The sequence below is a fragment of the Streptomyces hyderabadensis genome (assembly GCF_020404845.1).
Taxonomy (GTDB): domain Bacteria; phylum Actinomycetota; class Actinomycetes; order Streptomycetales; family Streptomycetaceae; genus Streptomyces; species Streptomyces hyderabadensis.
Genome location: NZ_JAIOJZ010000093.1, coordinates 1 through 17,251, shown reverse-complemented (window position 1 = coordinate 17,251; position 17,251 = coordinate 1). Strand labels below are relative to the sequence as shown.

The 17,251-nt window shown below is 72.1% G+C and carries 14 protein-coding genes and 1 pseudogene; 12 read left to right on the top strand and 3 right to left on the bottom strand.

The genetic code is table 11. The annotated features are described in order from the left end of the window. Window positions 1-117: 117 nt before the first annotated feature. Complete coding sequence (locus K7854_RS35885) at window positions 118-1,026, bottom strand: carbohydrate kinase family protein (RefSeq protein ID WP_226030746.1); 909 nt, start codon at window positions 1,024-1,026, stop codon at window positions 118-120. After that, on the bottom strand, window positions 1,023-2,108 hold the full coding sequence (locus tag K7854_RS35880) for a LacI family DNA-binding transcriptional regulator (protein ID WP_226030745.1): 1,086 nt from the start codon (window positions 2,106-2,108) through the stop codon (window positions 1,023-1,025). Before K7854_RS35880 ends, K7854_RS35885 begins: the two co-directional genes overlap by 4 nt. A gap of 294 nt (window positions 2,109-2,402) precedes the next feature. On the opposite strand from K7854_RS35880, the gene K7854_RS35875 reads away from it, so the two are divergent. Beyond that, a complete protein-coding gene (locus K7854_RS35875) occupies window positions 2,403-2,828 on the top strand; it encodes a Rieske (2Fe-2S) protein (protein WP_226030744.1) in 426 nt (141 codons plus the stop codon). Between the two features lie 46 nt (window positions 2,829-2,874). Here the strand turns inward: K7854_RS35875 and K7854_RS35870 are convergent, their stop codons facing one another. Further along, window positions 2,875-3,825 carry a hypothetical protein gene (locus tag K7854_RS35870; protein ID WP_226030743.1) on the bottom strand — a complete coding sequence of 317 codons (951 nt, stop codon included), beginning with the start codon at window positions 3,823-3,825 and terminating at the stop codon, window positions 2,875-2,877. 353 nt (window positions 3,826-4,178) lie between these two features. Here K7854_RS35870 and uvrC point away from each other — a divergent pair, with 353 nt between their 5' ends. The 11 genes and pseudogenes from uvrC to K7854_RS35815 all read left to right on the top strand — a co-directional run. After that, window positions 4,179-6,350 carry an excinuclease ABC subunit UvrC gene (gene uvrC, locus K7854_RS35865; protein WP_226030742.1) on the top strand — a complete coding sequence of 724 codons (2,172 nt, stop codon included), beginning with the start codon at window positions 4,179-4,181 and terminating at the stop codon, window positions 6,348-6,350. Further along, a complete protein-coding gene (gene rapZ, locus K7854_RS35860) occupies window positions 6,347-7,417 on the top strand; it encodes an RNase adapter RapZ (RefSeq protein ID WP_226030741.1) in 1,071 nt (356 codons plus the stop codon). Before uvrC ends, rapZ begins: the two co-directional genes overlap by 4 nt. A gap of 7 nt (window positions 7,418-7,424) precedes the next feature. Further along, the gene (locus K7854_RS35855; RefSeq protein WP_226030740.1) at window positions 7,425-8,516 is read left to right on the top strand and encodes a gluconeogenesis factor YvcK family protein; all 1,092 of its coding nucleotides are present in this window, start codon (window positions 7,425-7,427) and stop codon (window positions 8,514-8,516) included. Beyond that, window positions 8,507-9,496 carry a DNA-binding protein WhiA gene (gene whiA, locus K7854_RS35850; RefSeq protein WP_030185801.1) on the top strand — a complete coding sequence of 330 codons (990 nt, stop codon included), beginning with the start codon at window positions 8,507-8,509 and terminating at the stop codon, window positions 9,494-9,496. The genes K7854_RS35855 and whiA overlap by 10 nt, the downstream gene beginning before the upstream one ends. A gap of 175 nt (window positions 9,497-9,671) precedes the next feature. Continuing rightward, entirely contained in the window at window positions 9,672-12,644 is a 2,973-nt protein-coding gene (locus K7854_RS35845) for a M14 family metallopeptidase (RefSeq protein ID WP_226030739.1), read from the top strand. Between the two features lie 227 nt (window positions 12,645-12,871). Then, on the top strand, window positions 12,872-13,882 hold the full coding sequence (gene gap / locus K7854_RS35840) for a type I glyceraldehyde-3-phosphate dehydrogenase (RefSeq protein ID WP_226030738.1): 1,011 nt from the start codon (window positions 12,872-12,874) through the stop codon (window positions 13,880-13,882). 134 nt (window positions 13,883-14,016) lie between these two features. Further along, on the top strand, window positions 14,017-15,228 hold the full coding sequence (locus K7854_RS35835) for a phosphoglycerate kinase (protein WP_226030737.1): 1,212 nt from the start codon (window positions 14,017-14,019) through the stop codon (window positions 15,226-15,228). Window positions 15,229-15,233: 5 nt separating this feature from the next. Next, window positions 15,234-16,010 carry a triose-phosphate isomerase gene (gene tpiA, locus K7854_RS35830; RefSeq protein ID WP_226030736.1) on the top strand — a complete coding sequence of 259 codons (777 nt, stop codon included), beginning with the start codon at window positions 15,234-15,236 and terminating at the stop codon, window positions 16,008-16,010. Between the two features lie 136 nt (window positions 16,011-16,146). Beyond that, window positions 16,147-16,383 carry a preprotein translocase subunit SecG gene (gene secG / locus K7854_RS35825; protein WP_216721302.1) on the top strand — a complete coding sequence of 79 codons (237 nt, stop codon included), beginning with the start codon at window positions 16,147-16,149 and terminating at the stop codon, window positions 16,381-16,383. Between the two features lie 224 nt (window positions 16,384-16,607). Beyond that, entirely contained in the window at window positions 16,608-16,943 is a 336-nt protein-coding gene (locus tag K7854_RS35820; RefSeq protein ID WP_003976875.1) for an RNA polymerase-binding protein RbpA, read from the top strand. A gap of 101 nt (window positions 16,944-17,044) precedes the next feature. Beyond that, a pseudogene (locus tag K7854_RS35815) lies at window positions 17,045-17,251 on the top strand (glucose-6-phosphate isomerase); the annotation flags it as partial.

Genomic DNA, 17,251 nt, shown 5'->3' with positions numbered 1-17,251 from the left:
TCCGTGGGGCCCGGCGCCGTCCGCGCAGCGGGTGGCCGGCGACCTGGTCGCCCAGCTCCGACCGCCGCCCTGCCGTACGCCGGGCGGTCTGAGAACGCGCACCGGTCCGCGGCACCGTCAGGCGGCGACTTCGTGGGCGTACGGCGGCTGCGCGCCCGCACGGGAACAGGTGACCGCCGCCGCGCGGGCGGCGAAGCCCAGCAGCCCCGCCCAGCCGTCCGGTCCCAGGGCCGCCACGGCCGCGTCGTTGAGCGCGTCCCGTGCCGCGAGTCCGTGCAGGAGCGCGGCGTTCACCGTGTCGCCCGCGCCGATGGTGTCCACCACCTCGACACGCTCGCCCGGCACCGTGTGTTCGCCCCCGTCACGAGTGAAGGCCGTCAGCCCGTCGCCGCCCCGGGTGACCACGACCGCGGCCGGTCCCGCCGCGAGCCACTCCCGGGGCGTGCCGCCGAGCCACTCGGCGTCCTCGGCGGACAGCTTCAGCAGCGACACCGAGGGCAGCCAGCTCTTGAACCGGGCCCGGTAGGCGTCCGGGTCCGGGATCAGCCCGGCCCGGATGTTGGGGTCCAGCGCGGTGAACACGCCCCGCGCGGCCGTCTCGCGCAGCAGTTCCTCGTACGCGCTCGCGCCCGGCTCCAGCACCAGCGAGCAGGTCCCGAAGGAGACGGCCCGGGTGCCGGGCGGCAGACCGGCGGGCCGGGTGAACAGCCGGTCGGCCGTCCCGTCCACGTAGAAGGAGTACGCGGCCGAGCCGTCCGTGTCGAGCGAGGCCACGGCGAGGGTCGTCGGCTCCGCCCCGCGCTGCACCGGCGAGACGTCCACGCCGGTCTCGCGCAGCCGGTCCAGCAGCGCCTCGCCGAAGGCGTCGTACGACACCCGCGAGCAGAACGCGGTGGGCGAGCCGAGGCGGCCCAGCGCGACGGCGGTGTTGTACGGACCGCCGCCGAGCGCGGGTCGCAGCTCGGCGAGGGCGCCCGTGCCCTGCGGTACCAGGTCGATCAGTGCCTCACCGGCGACGACGATCACGGAAGGGTCCTTTCGTGGGCCTTGGCAGGGGCGTCCCCGGACTGCCCGGAGGACGGGTCGGACCGCTCGGCGCAGCCGCAGGAGTCACGGTGGACGAAGCTGCAGGGCAGCCGCAGGGTCCGCGCGGGCCGGTCCGGGGCGGCGAGGCGGTCGAGGAGCAGCCGCACGGCCCGCGCCCCGATCTCCCTGCTGGGCTGGGCGACGGCGGTGAGCCGGGGCGAGAAGAGGTCCGCCCAGGCGAAGTCGTCGAAGCAGCACAGCGCGAGGTCGCCGGGCACGGACAGACCCCGGTCCCGCAGGGCGCGCAGGGCACCGATGGTCATCGCGTTGTTGGCGGTGACCAGCGCGGTGGGCGGCACCGCCAGGGACAGCAGCCCCGCCGTGGCCCGTGCGCCGCCCGCCGCCTCGGAGTCGCCGTGGACCAGCAGCCGCTCGTCGTACGGCAGCCCGGCGGCGGCGAGGCCGTGCCGGTACCCGGTGATCCGCTCGCGGGTCGTGCTGAGCCCCGGCCGGCCCGCGACCAGGCCGATCCGGCGGTGGCCCAGCCCGGCGAGATGGCCCACCAGCCTGGTCGTCGGTTCGGCGCTCTCGGCGCAGACCTGGTCGAAGCGCCAGGGGTCCGCGGCCTCCGGCACGTCGACGATCCGGTCGAGGAACACGGTCGGCACCCGGTGGCGGGTGAGGTAGGCGACGAGATCCCTCGGTTCGGGGGAGGGCGCGACGATCATGCCGTCCACCCGCCGCTCGTGCAGCAGCCGGACGACCGTGCGCTCGTGCCCGGGATCGTCGTGCGGATCGGCGATGAGCAGGCTGTAACCGTGCTCCAGGGCACTGGCCTCGACGCCCTGGAGGATCTCCGTGAAGTACGGGTTGCTGATCGCCGACACGGCGAGCCCGATGGAACGGGTGCGGGCGGTCACCAGGGAACGGGCCAGGGTGTTCGTGGTGTACCCCAGCTCCTCGACGGCGTCCAGCACCGCCTGCCGGGTGTGCGGCAGCACCGGGCGGGTGTCGTTGAGCACGTGCGAGACGGTCGCCACGGAGACTCCGGCGCACCGCGCGACATCGGCCATGGTCGCCACCGGCCCACCCCCTTCGCGTGCGGTCGTGTCGTGGCGGGACCGTACCCCATGCCCCGGGGGCGCGTAAACGCTTGCGCAAGCGTTTACGCGCCCTCCGCGCCCCCGCGCCTCCCAGGCGCGAGGCCCAGCCGGGGGCGGAGGCCCGGCGGACCCCCGGCGGCAATCCCGGCGGAGCCCTTCGCCGCCCGGGGCACCCGGCCCGCGGGACCACCCGCGCCGCCGGATATCGTCGCCCTGCGCCCGTGCACCCCGCGTGCCCGCCTCCCCGTACCCCTCCCGACCAGTGGAGTCCGCATGTCCGGCCGTCCCGCCCCGAGCCGCCGTACCGTCCTGCGTTCGGCCGCCGCCACGCCCGTCGTCGGCCTCGGCCTGGCCGCCTGCTCCCCAGGCGACGACGGTGCCGCGCCGGTCAGGCCGACCGCGCCCGTGGACCTCGGCGCGGACGGCGAGGTCGCCAAGGGCGCGACCAAGCTCTTCCCGGACGGGAACGTCGTGGTCAGCCGGGCCGCGGACGGCTCCCTGAAGGCGTTCAGCACGGTGTGCACGCACGCGGGGTGCCCCATCAAGAAGCTGCGGGGGACCAAGCTCGTCTGCGACTGCCACGGCAGCGAGTTCGACGCCCGCACCGGCGAGGTGCTGCACGCCCCGGCGACCGTGCCGCTCGTCGAACTGCCGGTCGCGGTGAAGCAGGGCCGGATCGTCGCGAGCCCGGGGACATGACCGGCAGCGGGCCGCGAGGCCGACGGGACGGGCGTCCTCGGGCGTCCTACTCCCAGTCCCAGCCGATGCCCAGCATCCCCGACCTGACCCGCGGCTCCACGAGGTGCACCGAACGGTGCCGTCCGCTGAGCACCAGCTCCTGCCTGCCGCCGCGCGGTGCCGCCGGGGAGTGCTGGGTGAACCGGTGGCAGCGCACCGGAAGGGCCCCGGCGTCGAAACGCACCTGCAGCGCGTACTGCCCGCCCGCCGTGCCGAACCCGCGGACGTACTCGCGCGACACGCCGGCCGTGCCGTCCTCGACGCCGTAGCGGAAGAGGTGCGTGTCGCCCGCCCGCAGCCGCGTGTCGAAGAGCAGCTCGGTCACCAGGACACCGGTCTCCTGGTGGGTGCGGACCCGTCCGGTGCGGCAGTTCTCCAGCGCGTGGACGCTCATCCGCGCGGGGACGCAACCCGGATCTCCGTAGTGGACGGCGACGAAGCGGTCGACGCCGTCGCGGTGGGCGCGGACGATGAGGTGCGACTCGCGTCCGGCCAGCTCACGGCGGGACCCGATCCGGATCCGTTCGTGGTGCCCGAGGGTGTGCACCCCGCCGTCCGGCGCCGGGTGGCCCAGTTCGGCCAGCAGCCCGTCCAGGACGCCCGAGGCCGCCAGGTGGGCGCGGTAGGAGCGGCCCGCGGGCCGTCGCTGCGAGGTCTCCGTGTCGGCCTCGGCCAGCAGGCGTATCAGCGACTCCTCGGGCAACTGGAGTATCTCCTCCAGGGCCCGCACGGCCCGCAGGGACTCCGGGCGCTGCGGACGCCGGGCGCCCTGCTGCCAGTAGCTCAGACTGGTGACGCCCACCTTCACCCCGTGGCGCGACAGATGGTGCTGCACACGCTGCAGCGGCAGTCCGCGGGCGGCGATCGCCGCCCGCAGGGCGACGTGGAAGGGGCCACCGCGCAGGGCCGAGTCGAGTTGCGCGGTGGCGAAGTCCGCGTGCTGTGTGGCGTGCGGCATGCAGGGGCCCTTCTGTGAAGTTCACGACGGCTGGTCAGACCGTCGACACGGATCGGCCGGGGCCGCCCGCCCCCGGTCGCGGCGCAGAGGTCTTCACATCCGTACGCCGCGCTTCAGGGCCCCGAGTCCCCCCGCATTGAAGCGTGTTGGAACAGCCCCGACAACACCTGGCGCCCGACCGCCGTGCGCTCCTGGCCGAGAACGCACGGGCCCCTCGTCGTGGAGGCCACCCGCTGTGACCGACCGGCCCCGCACCGTCCTGGCCGGCCGTCCCCGCCGGCTGTCCACAGGGGGTCCGGCCCGTCGTCCACAGCCCCGCCGAAGTGTCGGTCCGCGCCAGTAGGGTGTGAGTCATGGCCGACCCCTCCAGCTACCGCCCCAGGCCGGGAGAGATCCCGGACTCCCCGGGGGTGTACAGGTTCCGTGACGAGCACCGCCGGGTGATCTACGTCGGAAAGGCGAAGAGCCTGCGCCAGCGCCTGGCGAACTACTTCCAGGACCTGGCGAACCTGCACCCGCGCACCCGCACCATGGTCACGACGGCCGCGTCCGTGGAGTGGACGGTGGTGTCCACGGAGGTCGAGGCGCTGCAGCTGGAGTACTCCTGGATCAAGGAGTACGACCCCCGGTTCAACGTCAAGTACCGCGACGACAAGAGCTACCCGTACCTCGCGGTGACGATGAACGAGGAGTTCCCCCGCGTCCAGGTGATGCGCGGCCAGAAGAAGAAGGGCGTGCGCTACTTCGGGCCGTACGGGCACGCCTGGGCGATCCGCGACACGGTCGACCTCCTGCTGCGCGTCTTCCCGGTGCGCACCTGCTCCGCGGGCGTCTTCAAGAACGCCGCCCGCACCGGCCGCCCCTGTCTGCTCGGCTACATCGGCAAGTGCTCCGCGCCCTGCGTCGGCCGCATCACCCCGGACGACCACTGGGACCTGGCCGACGAGTTCTGCGACTTCATGGCCGGCCGCACCGGCACCTACCTGCGCCGCCTGGAGCGGCAGATGGCCGAGGCCGCCGAGGAGATGGAGTACGAGCGGGCGGCGCGCCTGCGAGACGACATCGGCGCGCTCAAGAAGGCGATGGAGAAGAGCGCCGTCGTGCTCGCCGACGCCACCGACGCCGACCTGATCGCCGTCGCCGAGGACGAGCTGGAGGCGGCCGTCCAGATCTTCCACGTACGCGGCGGACGCGTGCGCGGCCAGCGCGGCTGGGTCACCGACAAGGTGGAGGAGATCACCACCGGCGCCCTCGTCGAGCACGCCCTCCAGCAGCTGTACGGCGAGGAGAGCGGGGACGCCGTCCCCAAGGAGGTGCTGGTCCCCGCCCTGCCCGACCCGGTGGAGCCGGTGCAGCAGTGGCTGACCGGGCGCCGCGGTTCGGGGGTCTCGCTGCGCATCCCGCAGCGCGGCGACAAGAAGGCGCTGATGGAGACCGTCCAGCGCAACGCCCAGCAGGCCCTGGTCCTGCACAAGACCAAGCGCGCCTCCGACCTGACGACGCGCTCGCGCGCGCTGGAGGAGATCGCCGAGGCCCTCGACCTGGACAGCGCCCCGCTGCGGATCGAGTGCTACGACATCTCGCACCTCCAGGGCGACGACGTGGTGGCCTCCATGGTCGTCTTCGAGGACGGGCTGGCCCGGAAGAGCGAATACCGGCGGTTCCAGATCAAGGGCTTCGAGGGACAGGACGACGTCCGTTCCATGCACGAGGTCATCACCCGCCGCTTCCGCCGCTACCTCGCCGAGAAGGAGAAGACCGGCGAGTGGGCGGACGGCGAGGGACTGACCGACGGCGACCGGCCCACGAACGGCGCGGGCGCCGCGGAGAACGGCGCGGATGCCGCGGAGACCGGTGCGGCGCCCACGCACGGGCCCGCAGTCGCGGACGAGCCCGCACTCACGGACGGCCCGGCGCTCAAGGACGACGACGGCCGGCCCAAGCGGTTCGCCTACCCGCCCCAGCTCGTCGTCGTCGACGGCGGGCAGCCCCAGGTCGCCGCCGCCCAGCGGGCGCTGGACGACCTGGGCATCGACGACATCGCCGTGTGCGGTCTCGCCAAACGCCTGGAGGAGGTCTGGTTGCCCGGCGAGGACGACCCGGTCGTCCTGCCCCGCACCAGCGAGGGCCTCTACCTGCTGCAGCGGGTCCGGGACGAGGCCCACCGCTTCGCGATCACCTACCAGCGCGCCAAGCGAGCCAAGCGCTTCCGCGCCGGTCCGCTGGACGAGGTGCCGGGTCTGGGGGAGACCCGCAAACAGGCGCTGATCAAGCACTTCGGTTCGGTGAAGAGGCTGCGGTCGGCCACGATCGACCAGATCTGCGAGGTGCCCGGCATAGGCCGCAAGACGGCCGAGACCGTTGCCGCGGCCCTCGCCCGGGCGACCCCGGCCGCGCCCGCCGTGAACACGGCGACCGGAGAGATCATGGATGACGAGGACGGGGCACCCGAGACGACGGCGGATGCCCCGGGGGAGCCCGTGTCCGCGGGCACCCCGGACGAACGACGGGGGCAGGAGAGATGACCGACCACGAGGAACGGCCCGCAGCGGAGCGAGAACCGGCACGACCCGCGGCGGAACGAGAACAGGCGCGGCCCGCGGCGGAGCGGGAGCAGGGGCCGCCCGCGACGGGACGCGAGGAAGCCCAGCGCGCAGCCGAACGGCAACAGACCCGCAACGACGGAGCACAGGTGAGTACGGGCAAGGAAACGGCCGGGGCGCACGAGGCGGCCATCCCCGAGCTGGTGATCATCTCCGGCATGTCCGGGGCCGGCCGCTCGACGGCCGCCAAGTGTCTGGAGGACCTCGGCTGGTTCGTCGTCGACAACCTCCCGCCCGCGCTGATCCCCACCATGGTGGAGCTCGGTGCCCGCTCCCAGGGCAACGTGGCCCGCATCGCGGTCGTCGTCGACGTCCGCGGCCGGCGCTTCTTCGACAATCTGCGCGAGTCCCTCGCGGACCTCGACGCCCGCGGCGTCACCCGCCGGATCGTCTTCCTGGAGTCCTCCGACGACGCCCTGGTGCGCCGCTTCGAGTCGGTGCGGCGCCCGCACCCGCTCCAGGGCGACGGCCGGATCGTCGACGGCATCGCCGCCGAGCGCGCGCTCCTGCGCGAGCTGCGCGGCGACGCCGACCTGGTGATCGACACCTCCAGCCTCAACGTCCACGAGCTGCGCGCCAAGATGGACGCCCAGTTCGCCGGCGAGGAGGAGCCCGAGCTGCGGGCCACGGTGATGTCCTTCGGCTTCAAGTACGGCCTGCCGGTCGACGCCGACCTGGTCGTCGACATGCGCTTCCTGCCCAACCCGCACTGGGTCCCGGAGCTGCGCCCCTTCACCGGCCTCAACGAGGAGGTGTCGAGCTACGTCCTGAACCAGCCCGGGGCCAAGGAGTTCCTCGACCGCTATGCCGAGCTGCTCCAGTTGATCGCCGCGGGCTACCGTCGGGAGGGCAAGCGCTATGTGACCGTCGCCGTCGGCTGCACCGGCGGCAAGCACCGGTCGGTGGCCATGTCGGAGAGGCTCGCCGCCCGGCTCGCCGCCGAGGGCGTGGAGACGGTGGTCGTCCACCGGGACATGGGACGGGAATGACAGGGGAATGACAGGACGCACTCCGCGGCTGAGCAGGCTGCGCCGGGTGGTGCCCGAGGGGCGCGGCGGCAGACCCGCCGACGCCCGCGCCGCCCGGGCCGAACAGGCGCGCGGCGGCAAGCCGCGCCGCCGGGGCGCCCAGCCCAAGGTCGTCGCGCTCGGCGGCGGCATGGGCCTGTCCGCCTCGCTCGCCGCGCTGCGCCGGATCACCGGCGACCTCACCGCCGTCGTCACGGTCGCCGACGACGGCGGCTCCAGCGGGCGCCTGCGCGACGAGCTGGGCGTACTGCCGCCCGGCGACCTGCGCAAGGCGCTGGCCGCGCTGTGCGGCGACGACGACTGGGGCCAGACCTGGGCCCGGGTCATCCAGCACCGCTTCCAGTCCCAGGGCGACCTGCACGAACACGCGGTCGGCAATCTGCTGATCGTCGCCCTGTGGGAGCAGCTCGGCGACCACGTCCAGGCGCTGGACCTGGTGGGCAAGCTGCTCGGCGCGCACGGGCGGGTGCTGCCCATGTCCGCGGTCCCGCTGGAGCTCCAGGCCCTGGTCAGGGGGCACGACCCGGAGCGGCCCGACGAGGTGGACACCGTACGGGGGCAGGCGACCGTGGCGCTCACGCCCGGCGAGGTGCAGTCCGTGCACCTGGTGCCCAGCGACCCGCCCGCCGTCCCCGAGGCGGTCGACGCCGTCCTGGACGCCGACTGGGTGGTGCTCGGCCCCGGCTCCTGGTTCTCCTCGGTCATCCCGCACCTGCTCGTGCCCGATCTGCTGGACGCGCTGGTCGAGACGAAGGCGCGCCGGGTGCTCTCGTTGAACCTCGCCCCGCAGCCCGGAGAAACTGAGGGCTTCTCCCCGCAGCGTCATTTGGAGGTTTTGGGACGACACGCCCCTAAACTCGCCCTGGACGTGGTGCTGGCCGACGAGGCCGCCGTGCCCGACCGTGACTCGCTCACCGACGCCGCGAAACGGTTCGGCGCCGCGGTCGAGCTGGCTCCGGTCGCCCGGACCGACGGGACCCCGAGGCACGACCCGGAGCTGCTGGCCGCCGCGTACGACCGTATTTTTCGGATGCATGGAAGGATCGGCCCATGGCGATGACGGCAGCGGTGAAGAGCGAGATCTCCCAGCTCCCCGTCACCCGGACCTGCTGCAGAAAGGCGGAGGTCTCCGCCGTCCTGCGGTTCGCCGGCGGCCTCCACCTGGTGAGCGGCCGCATCGTGATCGAGGCGGAGCTGGACACCGGGAACGCGGCCCGTCGGCTCAAGCGGGACATCCTGGAGATCTTCGGGCACAGCTCGGAGCTGATCGTGATGGCGCCGGGCGGGCTGCGCCGCGGTTCGCGTTTCGTGGTCCGGGTGGTCGCGGGCGGTGACCAGCTGGCCCGGCAGACCGGCCTGGTGGACGGCCGGGGCCGGCCGATCCGGGGCCTGCCGCCGCAGGTGGTCTCGGGGGCCACCTGCGACGCCGAGGCCGCCTGGCGCGGGGCCTTCCTGGCGCACGGCTCGCTCACCGAGCCCGGCCGCTCCTCCTCCCTGGAGGTGACCTGCCCGGGCCCCGAGGCGGCGCTCGCCCTGGTCGGGGCCGCCCGCCGGCTGTCGATCCCGGCCAAGGCCCGCGAGGTGCGCGGCGTGGACCGGGTCGTGGTCCGCGACGGGGACGCGATCGGCGCCCTGCTCACCCGGCTCGGCGCCCACGACTCGGTGCTGGCCTGGGAGGAGCGCAGGCTGCGGCGCGAGGTCCGCGCCACCGCCAACCGGCTCGCCAACTTCGACGACGCCAACCTGCGCCGCTCGGCCCGTGCGGCCGTCGCCGCCGGTGCCCGGGTGCAGCGGGCCCTGGAGATCCTCGCCGACGACGTGCCCGAGCACCTCGCCGCGGCGGGGCGCCTGCGCATGGAGCACAAGCAGGCCTCCCTGGAGGAGCTGGGCGCCCTCGCCGACCCGCCGCTGACCAAGGACGCCGTCGCGGGCCGCATCCGCCGCCTGCTGGCCATGGCCGACAAGCGGGCCTCCGACCTCGGCATCGCCGGTACGGACGCCAACCTCGGCGAGGAGCTGGCCGACAACCTGGTCGGCTGACCGGACGGACCGGGTCGCCAACGAGCCGGTGCCGACGCCCACTTGGGTGACCGGCACCGGCTTTCTCGTGTCCTTGCCGCACTCTTGACTCGATCATGGGCTGTCATGAGCCTGGCATCTGTTCGCCGCTGTGGCGGACCCAGGCCTGTCGGACAGGCCCCATCTAGGGGGGTTCATGAGACGAAGAGCGAGATCGATCCTCGCTGTCGGCGCGCTCCTGATCGGCGGAGCGAGCTTCGCGCCCATCGCCCAGGCACAACCCGCGGACCCGGCCACCCCGGACGCGAACGAAGTGAAGGTCTTCCGCGCCGACGTCACCAAGGAGCAGGTACCCCTGCTGCTGGCGGCCGGCCAGGACGGCCACGAACTCGGCGAGCAGGTACCCGACCGGGGCACCGCCGCCGTCGAGCTGTACCTCACCGAGAAGCAGGCCGGCACGCTGGAGAAGCAGGGCGTCGACCTCACCGAGCACACCCTGTCCGCCCAGGCCGAGAAGCGCGTCGAGAGCGCCGCCGACGGCGTCTTCCGCCCCTACAGCGGCAGCGGCGGCCTGCGCGAGGAGATCCTGCGGACCGCCCAGCAGAACCCGGGCCTCACCAAGGTCGTCTCCATCGGCAAGACGGTCAACGGCCAGGACATCCTGGCGCTGAAGCTCACCAAGCACGCGAAGAAGTCGAAGGACGGCTCCAAGCCCTCCGTCCTCTACATGTCCAACCAGCACGCGCGCGAGTGGATCACCCCGGAGATGACCCGGCGGCTGATGCACCACTACCTGGACAACTACGAGAAGGACCGGCGGATCAGGAAGATCGTCGACTCCACCGAGCTGTGGTTCGTCCTGTCGGCCAACCCCGACGGCTACGACTACACCTTCGAGAGCACCGACAACCGCCTCTGGCGCAAGAACCTCCGCGACGTCAACGGCGACGGCACCATCAGCACCGGCGACGGCGTCGACCTCAACCGAAACTTCGCCTACAAGTGGGGCTACGACGACGAGGGCTCGTCCCCCAACCCCACCAGCGAGACCTACCGCGGCGCGAGCCCGGGCTCCGAGCCCGAGACCAAGGCACTGGACGCCTTCCAGAAGCGCATCGGCTTCACGTACGGCATCAACTACCACTCCGCCGCCGAACTCCTCCTCTACGGCGTCGGCTGGCAGGTGGCCACCAACACCCCGGACGACGTCCTCTACAAGGCGCTCGCCGGCACCCCGGAGAACTCCGCGATCCCCGGCTACCACCCGCAGGTCTCCTCGGAGCTGTACACCACCAACGGCGAGGCCGACGGACACGCGGCCAACGTCAACGGCATGGCGATGTTCACCCCGGAGATGTCGACCTGCCAGACGGCCTCCGACGTGGACCCCGACGACCAGTGGAACGCGCGCGACTGCCAGTCCGGCTTCAACTTCCCCGACGACGAGAAGCTGATCCAGCAGGAGTTCGCCAAGAACATCCCCTTCGCGCTCTCCGTCGCCGAGTCCGCCGCCCACCCCGACCGGCCGTCCTCCTCGGTCGGCCTGGACGCCGCCGACTTCACCCCGGCCCCCTTCACCACCTCCTACGCGCGCGGCGCCGACCAGGAGGTCTCCGTCGTCGTCCGCAAGTCCGTGCGCGACAAGGAGCTGAAGTACCGCGTCAACGGCGGGCGCACCCACGACACGTCGCTGCGGCCCTGGCGGGGCGGCGAGACCTACGGCGGCGAGGACAACCTCTACTTCGACGAGTACCGGGCCCAGGTCCGGGGCGCTGACCCCGGCGACCGCGTCGAGGTCTGGTTCACCGGCGAGACGCCACGGGGCGGCCACGACCGGCACGGCAAACGCACCGAGAGCGAGCACTTCACGTACACGGTCGCCGAGCGGCCCCGCGCCGACGTCCTCGTCGTCGCCGAGGAGGGCGCGAAGGCCACGCAGACCCAGACGTACGTGGACGCCCTCAAGGCCAACGGCCGGCGCGCCGCCGTCTGGGACGTCGCGACGCAGGGCGCTCCCGACGCGCTCGGCGTCCTCGGCCACTTCGGCACCGTCGTCCACTACACGGGCGCCGCGGTGCCGGGCAACGCCACCCAGCTCCAGCTGCGCGCCTTCCTCAACGAGGGCGGCAAGCTGATCGAGGCCGGCGAGCAGGCCGGCGGCGACGTCGACCTCGGCGGCGGCACCCTCTCCGACGACTTCAGCCAGTACTACCTGGGCGCCTACACCCGCACCGCCACCTCCGGCGCCACCGGCTTCACCGGCTCCGGCAAGCTCGACAAGACCGGCGGAACCCTCGGCGACGCCCCCGGCAACCCGCTGGACGCCGCCGGGACGTACAGCGTGACCTCCGACGAACTCGACCCCGGCACCTACCCGCAGTTCGCGAGCGCGGGCGCCGGGAAGTTCGCCGGGACGGTCAACCCGTACGGGCCCTACGCGGGGGAGTGGATGGCCGCCGCCGTCCACACCGACGACTCCTACAAGCGGCTCACCCGCACCGTCGACCTCACCGGTGTCACCGCGGCCGACCGCCCCACGCTCCGCACCCAGCTGCTGTGGGACACCGAGCGCGGCTACGACCACGCCCTGGTCGAGGCGCACACCACCGGCGCCGACGACTGGACCACGCTGCCCGAGGCGAACGGCGCCACCGGCACCGCCGTACCCGCCGAGTGCGCCGCCGGGTTCTACATGGGCGAGCACCCCTGGCTCGGGCACTACCTGACCCTGTCCGACGACGGCTGCGCCGCCACCGGCACCACCGGGCAGTGGAACAGCCTCACCGGCTCCTCCGGCGGCTGGAAGCAGGTCGAGTTCGACCTGAGCGCCTACGCCGGGAAGTCCGTCGAGCTGTCCCTCGCCTACGTCACCGACCCGGGCAGCGGCGGCCGCGGCGTCCTCGCCGACGAGGCCTCCCTGGTCGTCGGGGGCACGGCGACGCAGACCGAGGGCTTCGAGACCTCGCTGGGCGCCTGGCAGGTCTCCGGGCCCCCGGCGGGCAGCCCCGCCGTCCTGAAGGACTGGACCCGCACCGGGACCCTGTTCCAGACCTACGGCGCCGTCACCACGGACGACACCGTGCTGCTCGGCTTCGGCCTGGAGCACCTCGCCGAACCGGCCGCCCGCGCGGCACTGGTCCGGCAGGCGCTGCGTGCCCTGGACGAGTGAATTCCGGTGTGCGGGGGACTGACACGGTGTAGCGAAATCGGGTGATCGGTCCCCGTCGCCCAGGGCGGTCCGTACCCCTACTGGCGGGTACGGACCGCCCTGCCGGGTATGGGGCGTCTCGATGTCACCCCCGAGGCCCCGGAGAGGTAGGGTCGGAGGTGGTCGGGGACATCCCAAATACAGCTCGCCGGCACATCGGGCCGGCGTACCAACGAGGAGATCGGTTCGTGACGATCCGCGTAGGCATCAACGGCTTTGGCCGCATCGGTCGTAACTACTTCCGCGCGCTGCTGGAGCAGGGTGCGGACATCGAGATCGTGGCTGTCAACGACCTGGGTGACACCGCGACCACCGCCCACCTGCTGAAGTACGACACCATCCTCGGCCGCCTGAAGCAGGAGATCTCGCACACCGAGGACACCATCACCGTCGACGGGAAGACCATCAAGGTCCTCTCCGAGCGCAACCCGGCCGACATCCCGTGGGGTGAGCTGGGCGTCGACATCGTGATCGAGTCGACCGGCATCTTCACGAAGAAGGCGGACGCGGAGAAGCACATCACGGGCGGTGCGAAGAAGGTCCTCATCTCGGCCCCGGCCAAGGACGAGGACATCACCATCGTGATGGGCGTCAACCAGGACAAGTACGACCCGGCGAACCACCACGTCATCTCCAACGCCTCCTGCACCACCAACTGTGTGGCGCCGATGGCCAAGGTCCTCGACGAGAACTTCGGCATCGTCAAGGGCCTGATGACGACGGTCCACGCGTACACGAACGACCAGCGCATCCTGGACTTCCCGCACAAGGACCTGCGCCGCGCCCGTGCCGCCGCGGAGAACATCATCCCGACCACCACCGGTGCCGCCAAGGCCACCGCGCTGGTCCTGCCGCAGCTCAAGGGCAAGCTCGACGGCATCGCGATGCGCGTCCCGGTCCCCACCGGCTCGGCCACCGACCTGGTCGTGGAGCTGCAGCGCGAGGTCACCAAGGACGAGGTCAACGCCGCGTTCAAGAAGGCCGCCGACGGCGGCGACCTCAAGGGCTACCTGTTCTACACCGAGGACGCGATCGTCTCCTCGGACATCGTCGGCGACCCGGCCTCCTGCACCTTCGACTCCTCCATGACCATGGTCCAGGACGGCAAGTCGGTGAAGATCCTCGGCTGGTACGACAACGAGTGGGGCTACTCCAACCGCCTCGTCGACCTCACGGTCTTCGTCGGCAACCAGCTCTGATCGACGCCGGCAAGGCACCTCGATGCGGTAGCAGGGCTCGGGCAGCGCAAGGCCGCGCTGCCCGGGCCCTGCGTCGCGTCCGCCGCTACCAGCCCTCGTAGGATCACGAGCGATCCGAGAACCCAGGAGCCCTCTTGAAGACGATCGACGAACTGCTCTCCGAAGGCGTCGCGGGCAAGCGCGTCTTCGTCCGCGCCGACCTGAACGTCCCGCTGGACGGCACCACCATCACCGACGACGGCCGGATCCGCGCCGTGGTGCCCACCGTCAAGGCGCTGGCCGACGCGGGCGCCCGCGTGATCGTGGCCTCGCACCTGGGCCGCCCCAAGGGCGCCCCGGACCCCGCCTTCTCCCTCGCCCCGGCCGCCGCCCGCCTCGGTGAACTGCTCGGCGCCGACGTCGCCTTCGCCGAGGACACGGTCGGCACCTCCGCCGAGGCCGTCGTCTCCGGCCTCGCCGACGGCCAGGTGGCCGTCATCGAGAACCTGCGCTTCAACGCGGGCGAGACCAGCAAGGACGACGCCGAGCGCGCCGCCTTCGCCGACAAGCTGGCCGGCCTCGCGGACGTCTACGTCGGCGACGGCTTCGGCGCGGTGCACCGCAAGCACGCGTCCGTCTTCGACCTGCCGAAGCGGCTCCCGCACTACGCCGGGTACCTCATCGCCACCGAGGTCGGCGTGCTGAAGAAGCTGACCGACGACGTGCAGCGCCCGTACGTGGTCGCCCTCGGCGGCGCCAAGGTCTCCGACAAGCTCGCCGTCATCGACCAGCTGCTCGGCAAGGCCGACCGGCTGCTCATCGGCGGCGGCATGGCGTACACCTTCCTCAAGGCCAAGGGGTACGAGGTCGGCATCTCGCTGCTCCAGGAGGACCAGATCCCGGCGGTCCAGGAGTACATCGAGCGCGCCGAGAAGAACGGCGTCGAGCTGGTCCTGCCGGTCGACGTCCTGGTCGCGTCCGAGTTCCCGGACCTGAAGACCAAGGCCCCGGCCAACCCCGCCACCGTCGCCGCGGACGCCATCCCGGCCGACCAGGAGGGTCTGGACATCGGTCCCGAGACCCGCAAGCTGTACGCATCGAAGCTCGCCGACGCCGCCACCGTCTTCTGGAACGGCCCCATGGGCGTCTTCGAGCACCCCGACTACGCCGAGGGCACCAAAGCGGTCGCCCAGGCCCTCGTCGACGCCCCGGGCTTCACCGTGGTCGGCGGCGGCGACTCCGCCGCGGCCGTGCGCACGCTCGGCTTCGACGAGAACGCATTCGGCCACATCTCGACCGGCGGCGGCGCCTCCCTCGAATACCTCGAGGGCAAGACGCTCCCCGGCCTCGCCGCACTGGAGGACTGACCCCGATGACCACCCGCACGCCGCTGATGGCGGGCAACTGGAAGATGAACCTCAACCACCTGGAGGCCATCGCCCACGTCCAGAAGCTCGCCTTCGCCCTCGCGGACAAGGACTACGACGCCGTCGAGGTCGCCGTCCTCGCCCCCTTCACCGACCTGCGCTCCGTGCAGACCCTGGTCGACGGGGACAAGCTCAAGATCAAGTACGGTGCCCAGGACATCTCCGCGCACGACGGCGGCGCCTACACCGGCGAGATCTCGGGCCCGATGCTGGCCAAGCTGAAGTGCACGTACGTGGCCGTCGGCCACTCCGAGCGCCGGCAGTACCACGCCGAGACCGACGAGATCGTGAACGCCAAGGTCAAGGCCGCCTACAAGCACGGCCTGACCCCGATCCTGTGCGTCGGCGAGGAGCTGGACGTGCGCGAGGCGGGCAACCACGTCGAGCACACCCTCGCCCAGGTCGAGGGCGGCCTCAAGGACCTCCCGGCCGAGCAGGCCGAGTCCGTCGTGATCGCCTACGAGCCCGTGTGGGCCATCGGCACCGGCAAGGTCTGCGGCGCCGACGACGCCCAGGAGGTCTGCGCGGCGATCCGCGGCAAGCTCGCCGAGCTGTACTCCCAGGAGCTGGCCGACCAGGTCCGCATCCAGTACGGCGGCTCGGTCAAGTCCGGCAACGTCGCCGAGATCATGGCGAAGCCCGACATCGACGGCGCCCTGGTCGGCGGCGCCTCGCTGGACGCCGACGAGTTCGTCAAGATCGTCCGCTTCCGCGACCAGTAGCCGACGCCCTGGTCGGCAGGCAGATCGACCAGTGAGTATGCGCTAGCGGCGATACGTCGTACCCTTGCGGGGGCATGGTGGCCTGCTGTCACCGTGCCCCCGTCGTTCATCCGAATCCGAGGAAGTTGGTCCAGCCGTGGTTTTGGGGTTCTCGATCGCCCTGATCGTCTTCAGCCTGCTGCTGATGCTGCTGGTGCTGATGCACAAGGGGAAGGGCGGCGGCCTCTCCGACATGTTCGGTGGCGGCATGCAGTCGTCCGTCGGCGGCTCCTCGGTCGCCGAGCGCAACCTCGACCGGATCACCGTGGTGGTCGGCCTGCTCTGGTTCGCCTGCATCCTGGTGCTCGGCCTGCTGATGAAGGCCAACAACTGACGCGACCCGTCGACCGTCACGCTGCCCCGTCAGCACCTGTGCACGTAAAGCCCCATGTTCGGTACGCGCTTCGGCGCGCCGCCTATCATGGGGCTTGCGTCTGTGCACTGGAGCTTGTAACTCCAAATACTGGACGCGCGTTGGGCCTTACGTAGACTGAGGCGCTCGCAGTGAAGCGAAACGCCGACTCGCTTCGCGGCACCATCACGCAGGGAGTTACGACCGTGGCAAGTGGCAACGCGATCCGGGGAAGCCGGGTCGGGGCGGGGCCGATGGGCGAGGCCGAGCGCGGCGAGTCCGCGCCGCGTCTGCGCATCTCCTTCTGGTGCTCCAACGGACACGAGACACAGCCGAGCTTCGCGAGCGACGCCCAGGTCCCGGAGACCTGGGACTGCCCGCGCTGCGGCTTCCCCGCCGGACAGGACCGGGACAACCCGCCGGACCCCCCGCGCACCGAGCCCTACAAGACCCACCTCGCGTACGTGCGCGAGCGCCGCAGCGACGCGGACGGTGAGGCGATCCTCGCCGAGGCGCTCGCGAAACTGCGCGGCGAGATCTAGATCCCGTCTCCGTCGGCCGCCTTCACCCCTGCTCCATTAGGTTGGAACAGCTGTACAGCCGGGACAGCTGGGACACCCAAGGAAGAAGGCTGACGTCCGACATGAACGCAGACGGTCGTACCAGGCTCCACCAGACGCCCGAATGGGCCGCGCTGGCCAAGCACCGCGAGCAGCTCGGCGAGGTGCGGTTGCGCGAGCTGTTCGCCGCGGACCCGGAGCGCGGCGCCGGCTGGACGCTCCGCGTGGGCGACCTGCACGTCGACCACTCCAAGCACCTGGTCACCGACGAGACCCTGCGGCTGCTGCGC

Excerpts from the sequence above, each read along its gene's own strand:
- K7854_RS35875 (WP_226030744.1), top strand. The coding sequence starts at position 2,403 with ATGTCCGGCCGTCCCGCCCCGAGCCGCCGTACCGTCCTGCGTTCGGCC.
- K7854_RS35870 (WP_226030743.1), bottom strand. The coding sequence starts at position 3,825 with ATGCCGCACGCCACACAGCACGCGGACTTCGCCACCGCGCAACTCGAC.
- uvrC (WP_226030742.1), top strand. The coding sequence starts at position 4,179 with ATGGCCGACCCCTCCAGCTACCGCCCCAGGCCGGGAGAGATCCCGGAC.
- rapZ (WP_226030741.1), top strand. The coding sequence starts at position 6,347 with ATGACCGACCACGAGGAACGGCCCGCAGCGGAGCGAGAACCGGCACGA.
- K7854_RS35855 (WP_226030740.1), top strand. The coding sequence starts at position 7,425 with ATGACAGGACGCACTCCGCGGCTGAGCAGGCTGCGCCGGGTGGTGCCC.
- whiA (WP_030185801.1), top strand. The coding sequence starts at position 8,507 with ATGGCGATGACGGCAGCGGTGAAGAGCGAGATCTCCCAGCTCCCCGTC.
- K7854_RS35845 (WP_226030739.1), top strand. The coding sequence starts at position 9,672 with ATGAGACGAAGAGCGAGATCGATCCTCGCTGTCGGCGCGCTCCTGATC.
- tpiA (WP_226030736.1), top strand. The coding sequence starts at position 15,234 with ATGACCACCCGCACGCCGCTGATGGCGGGCAACTGGAAGATGAACCTC.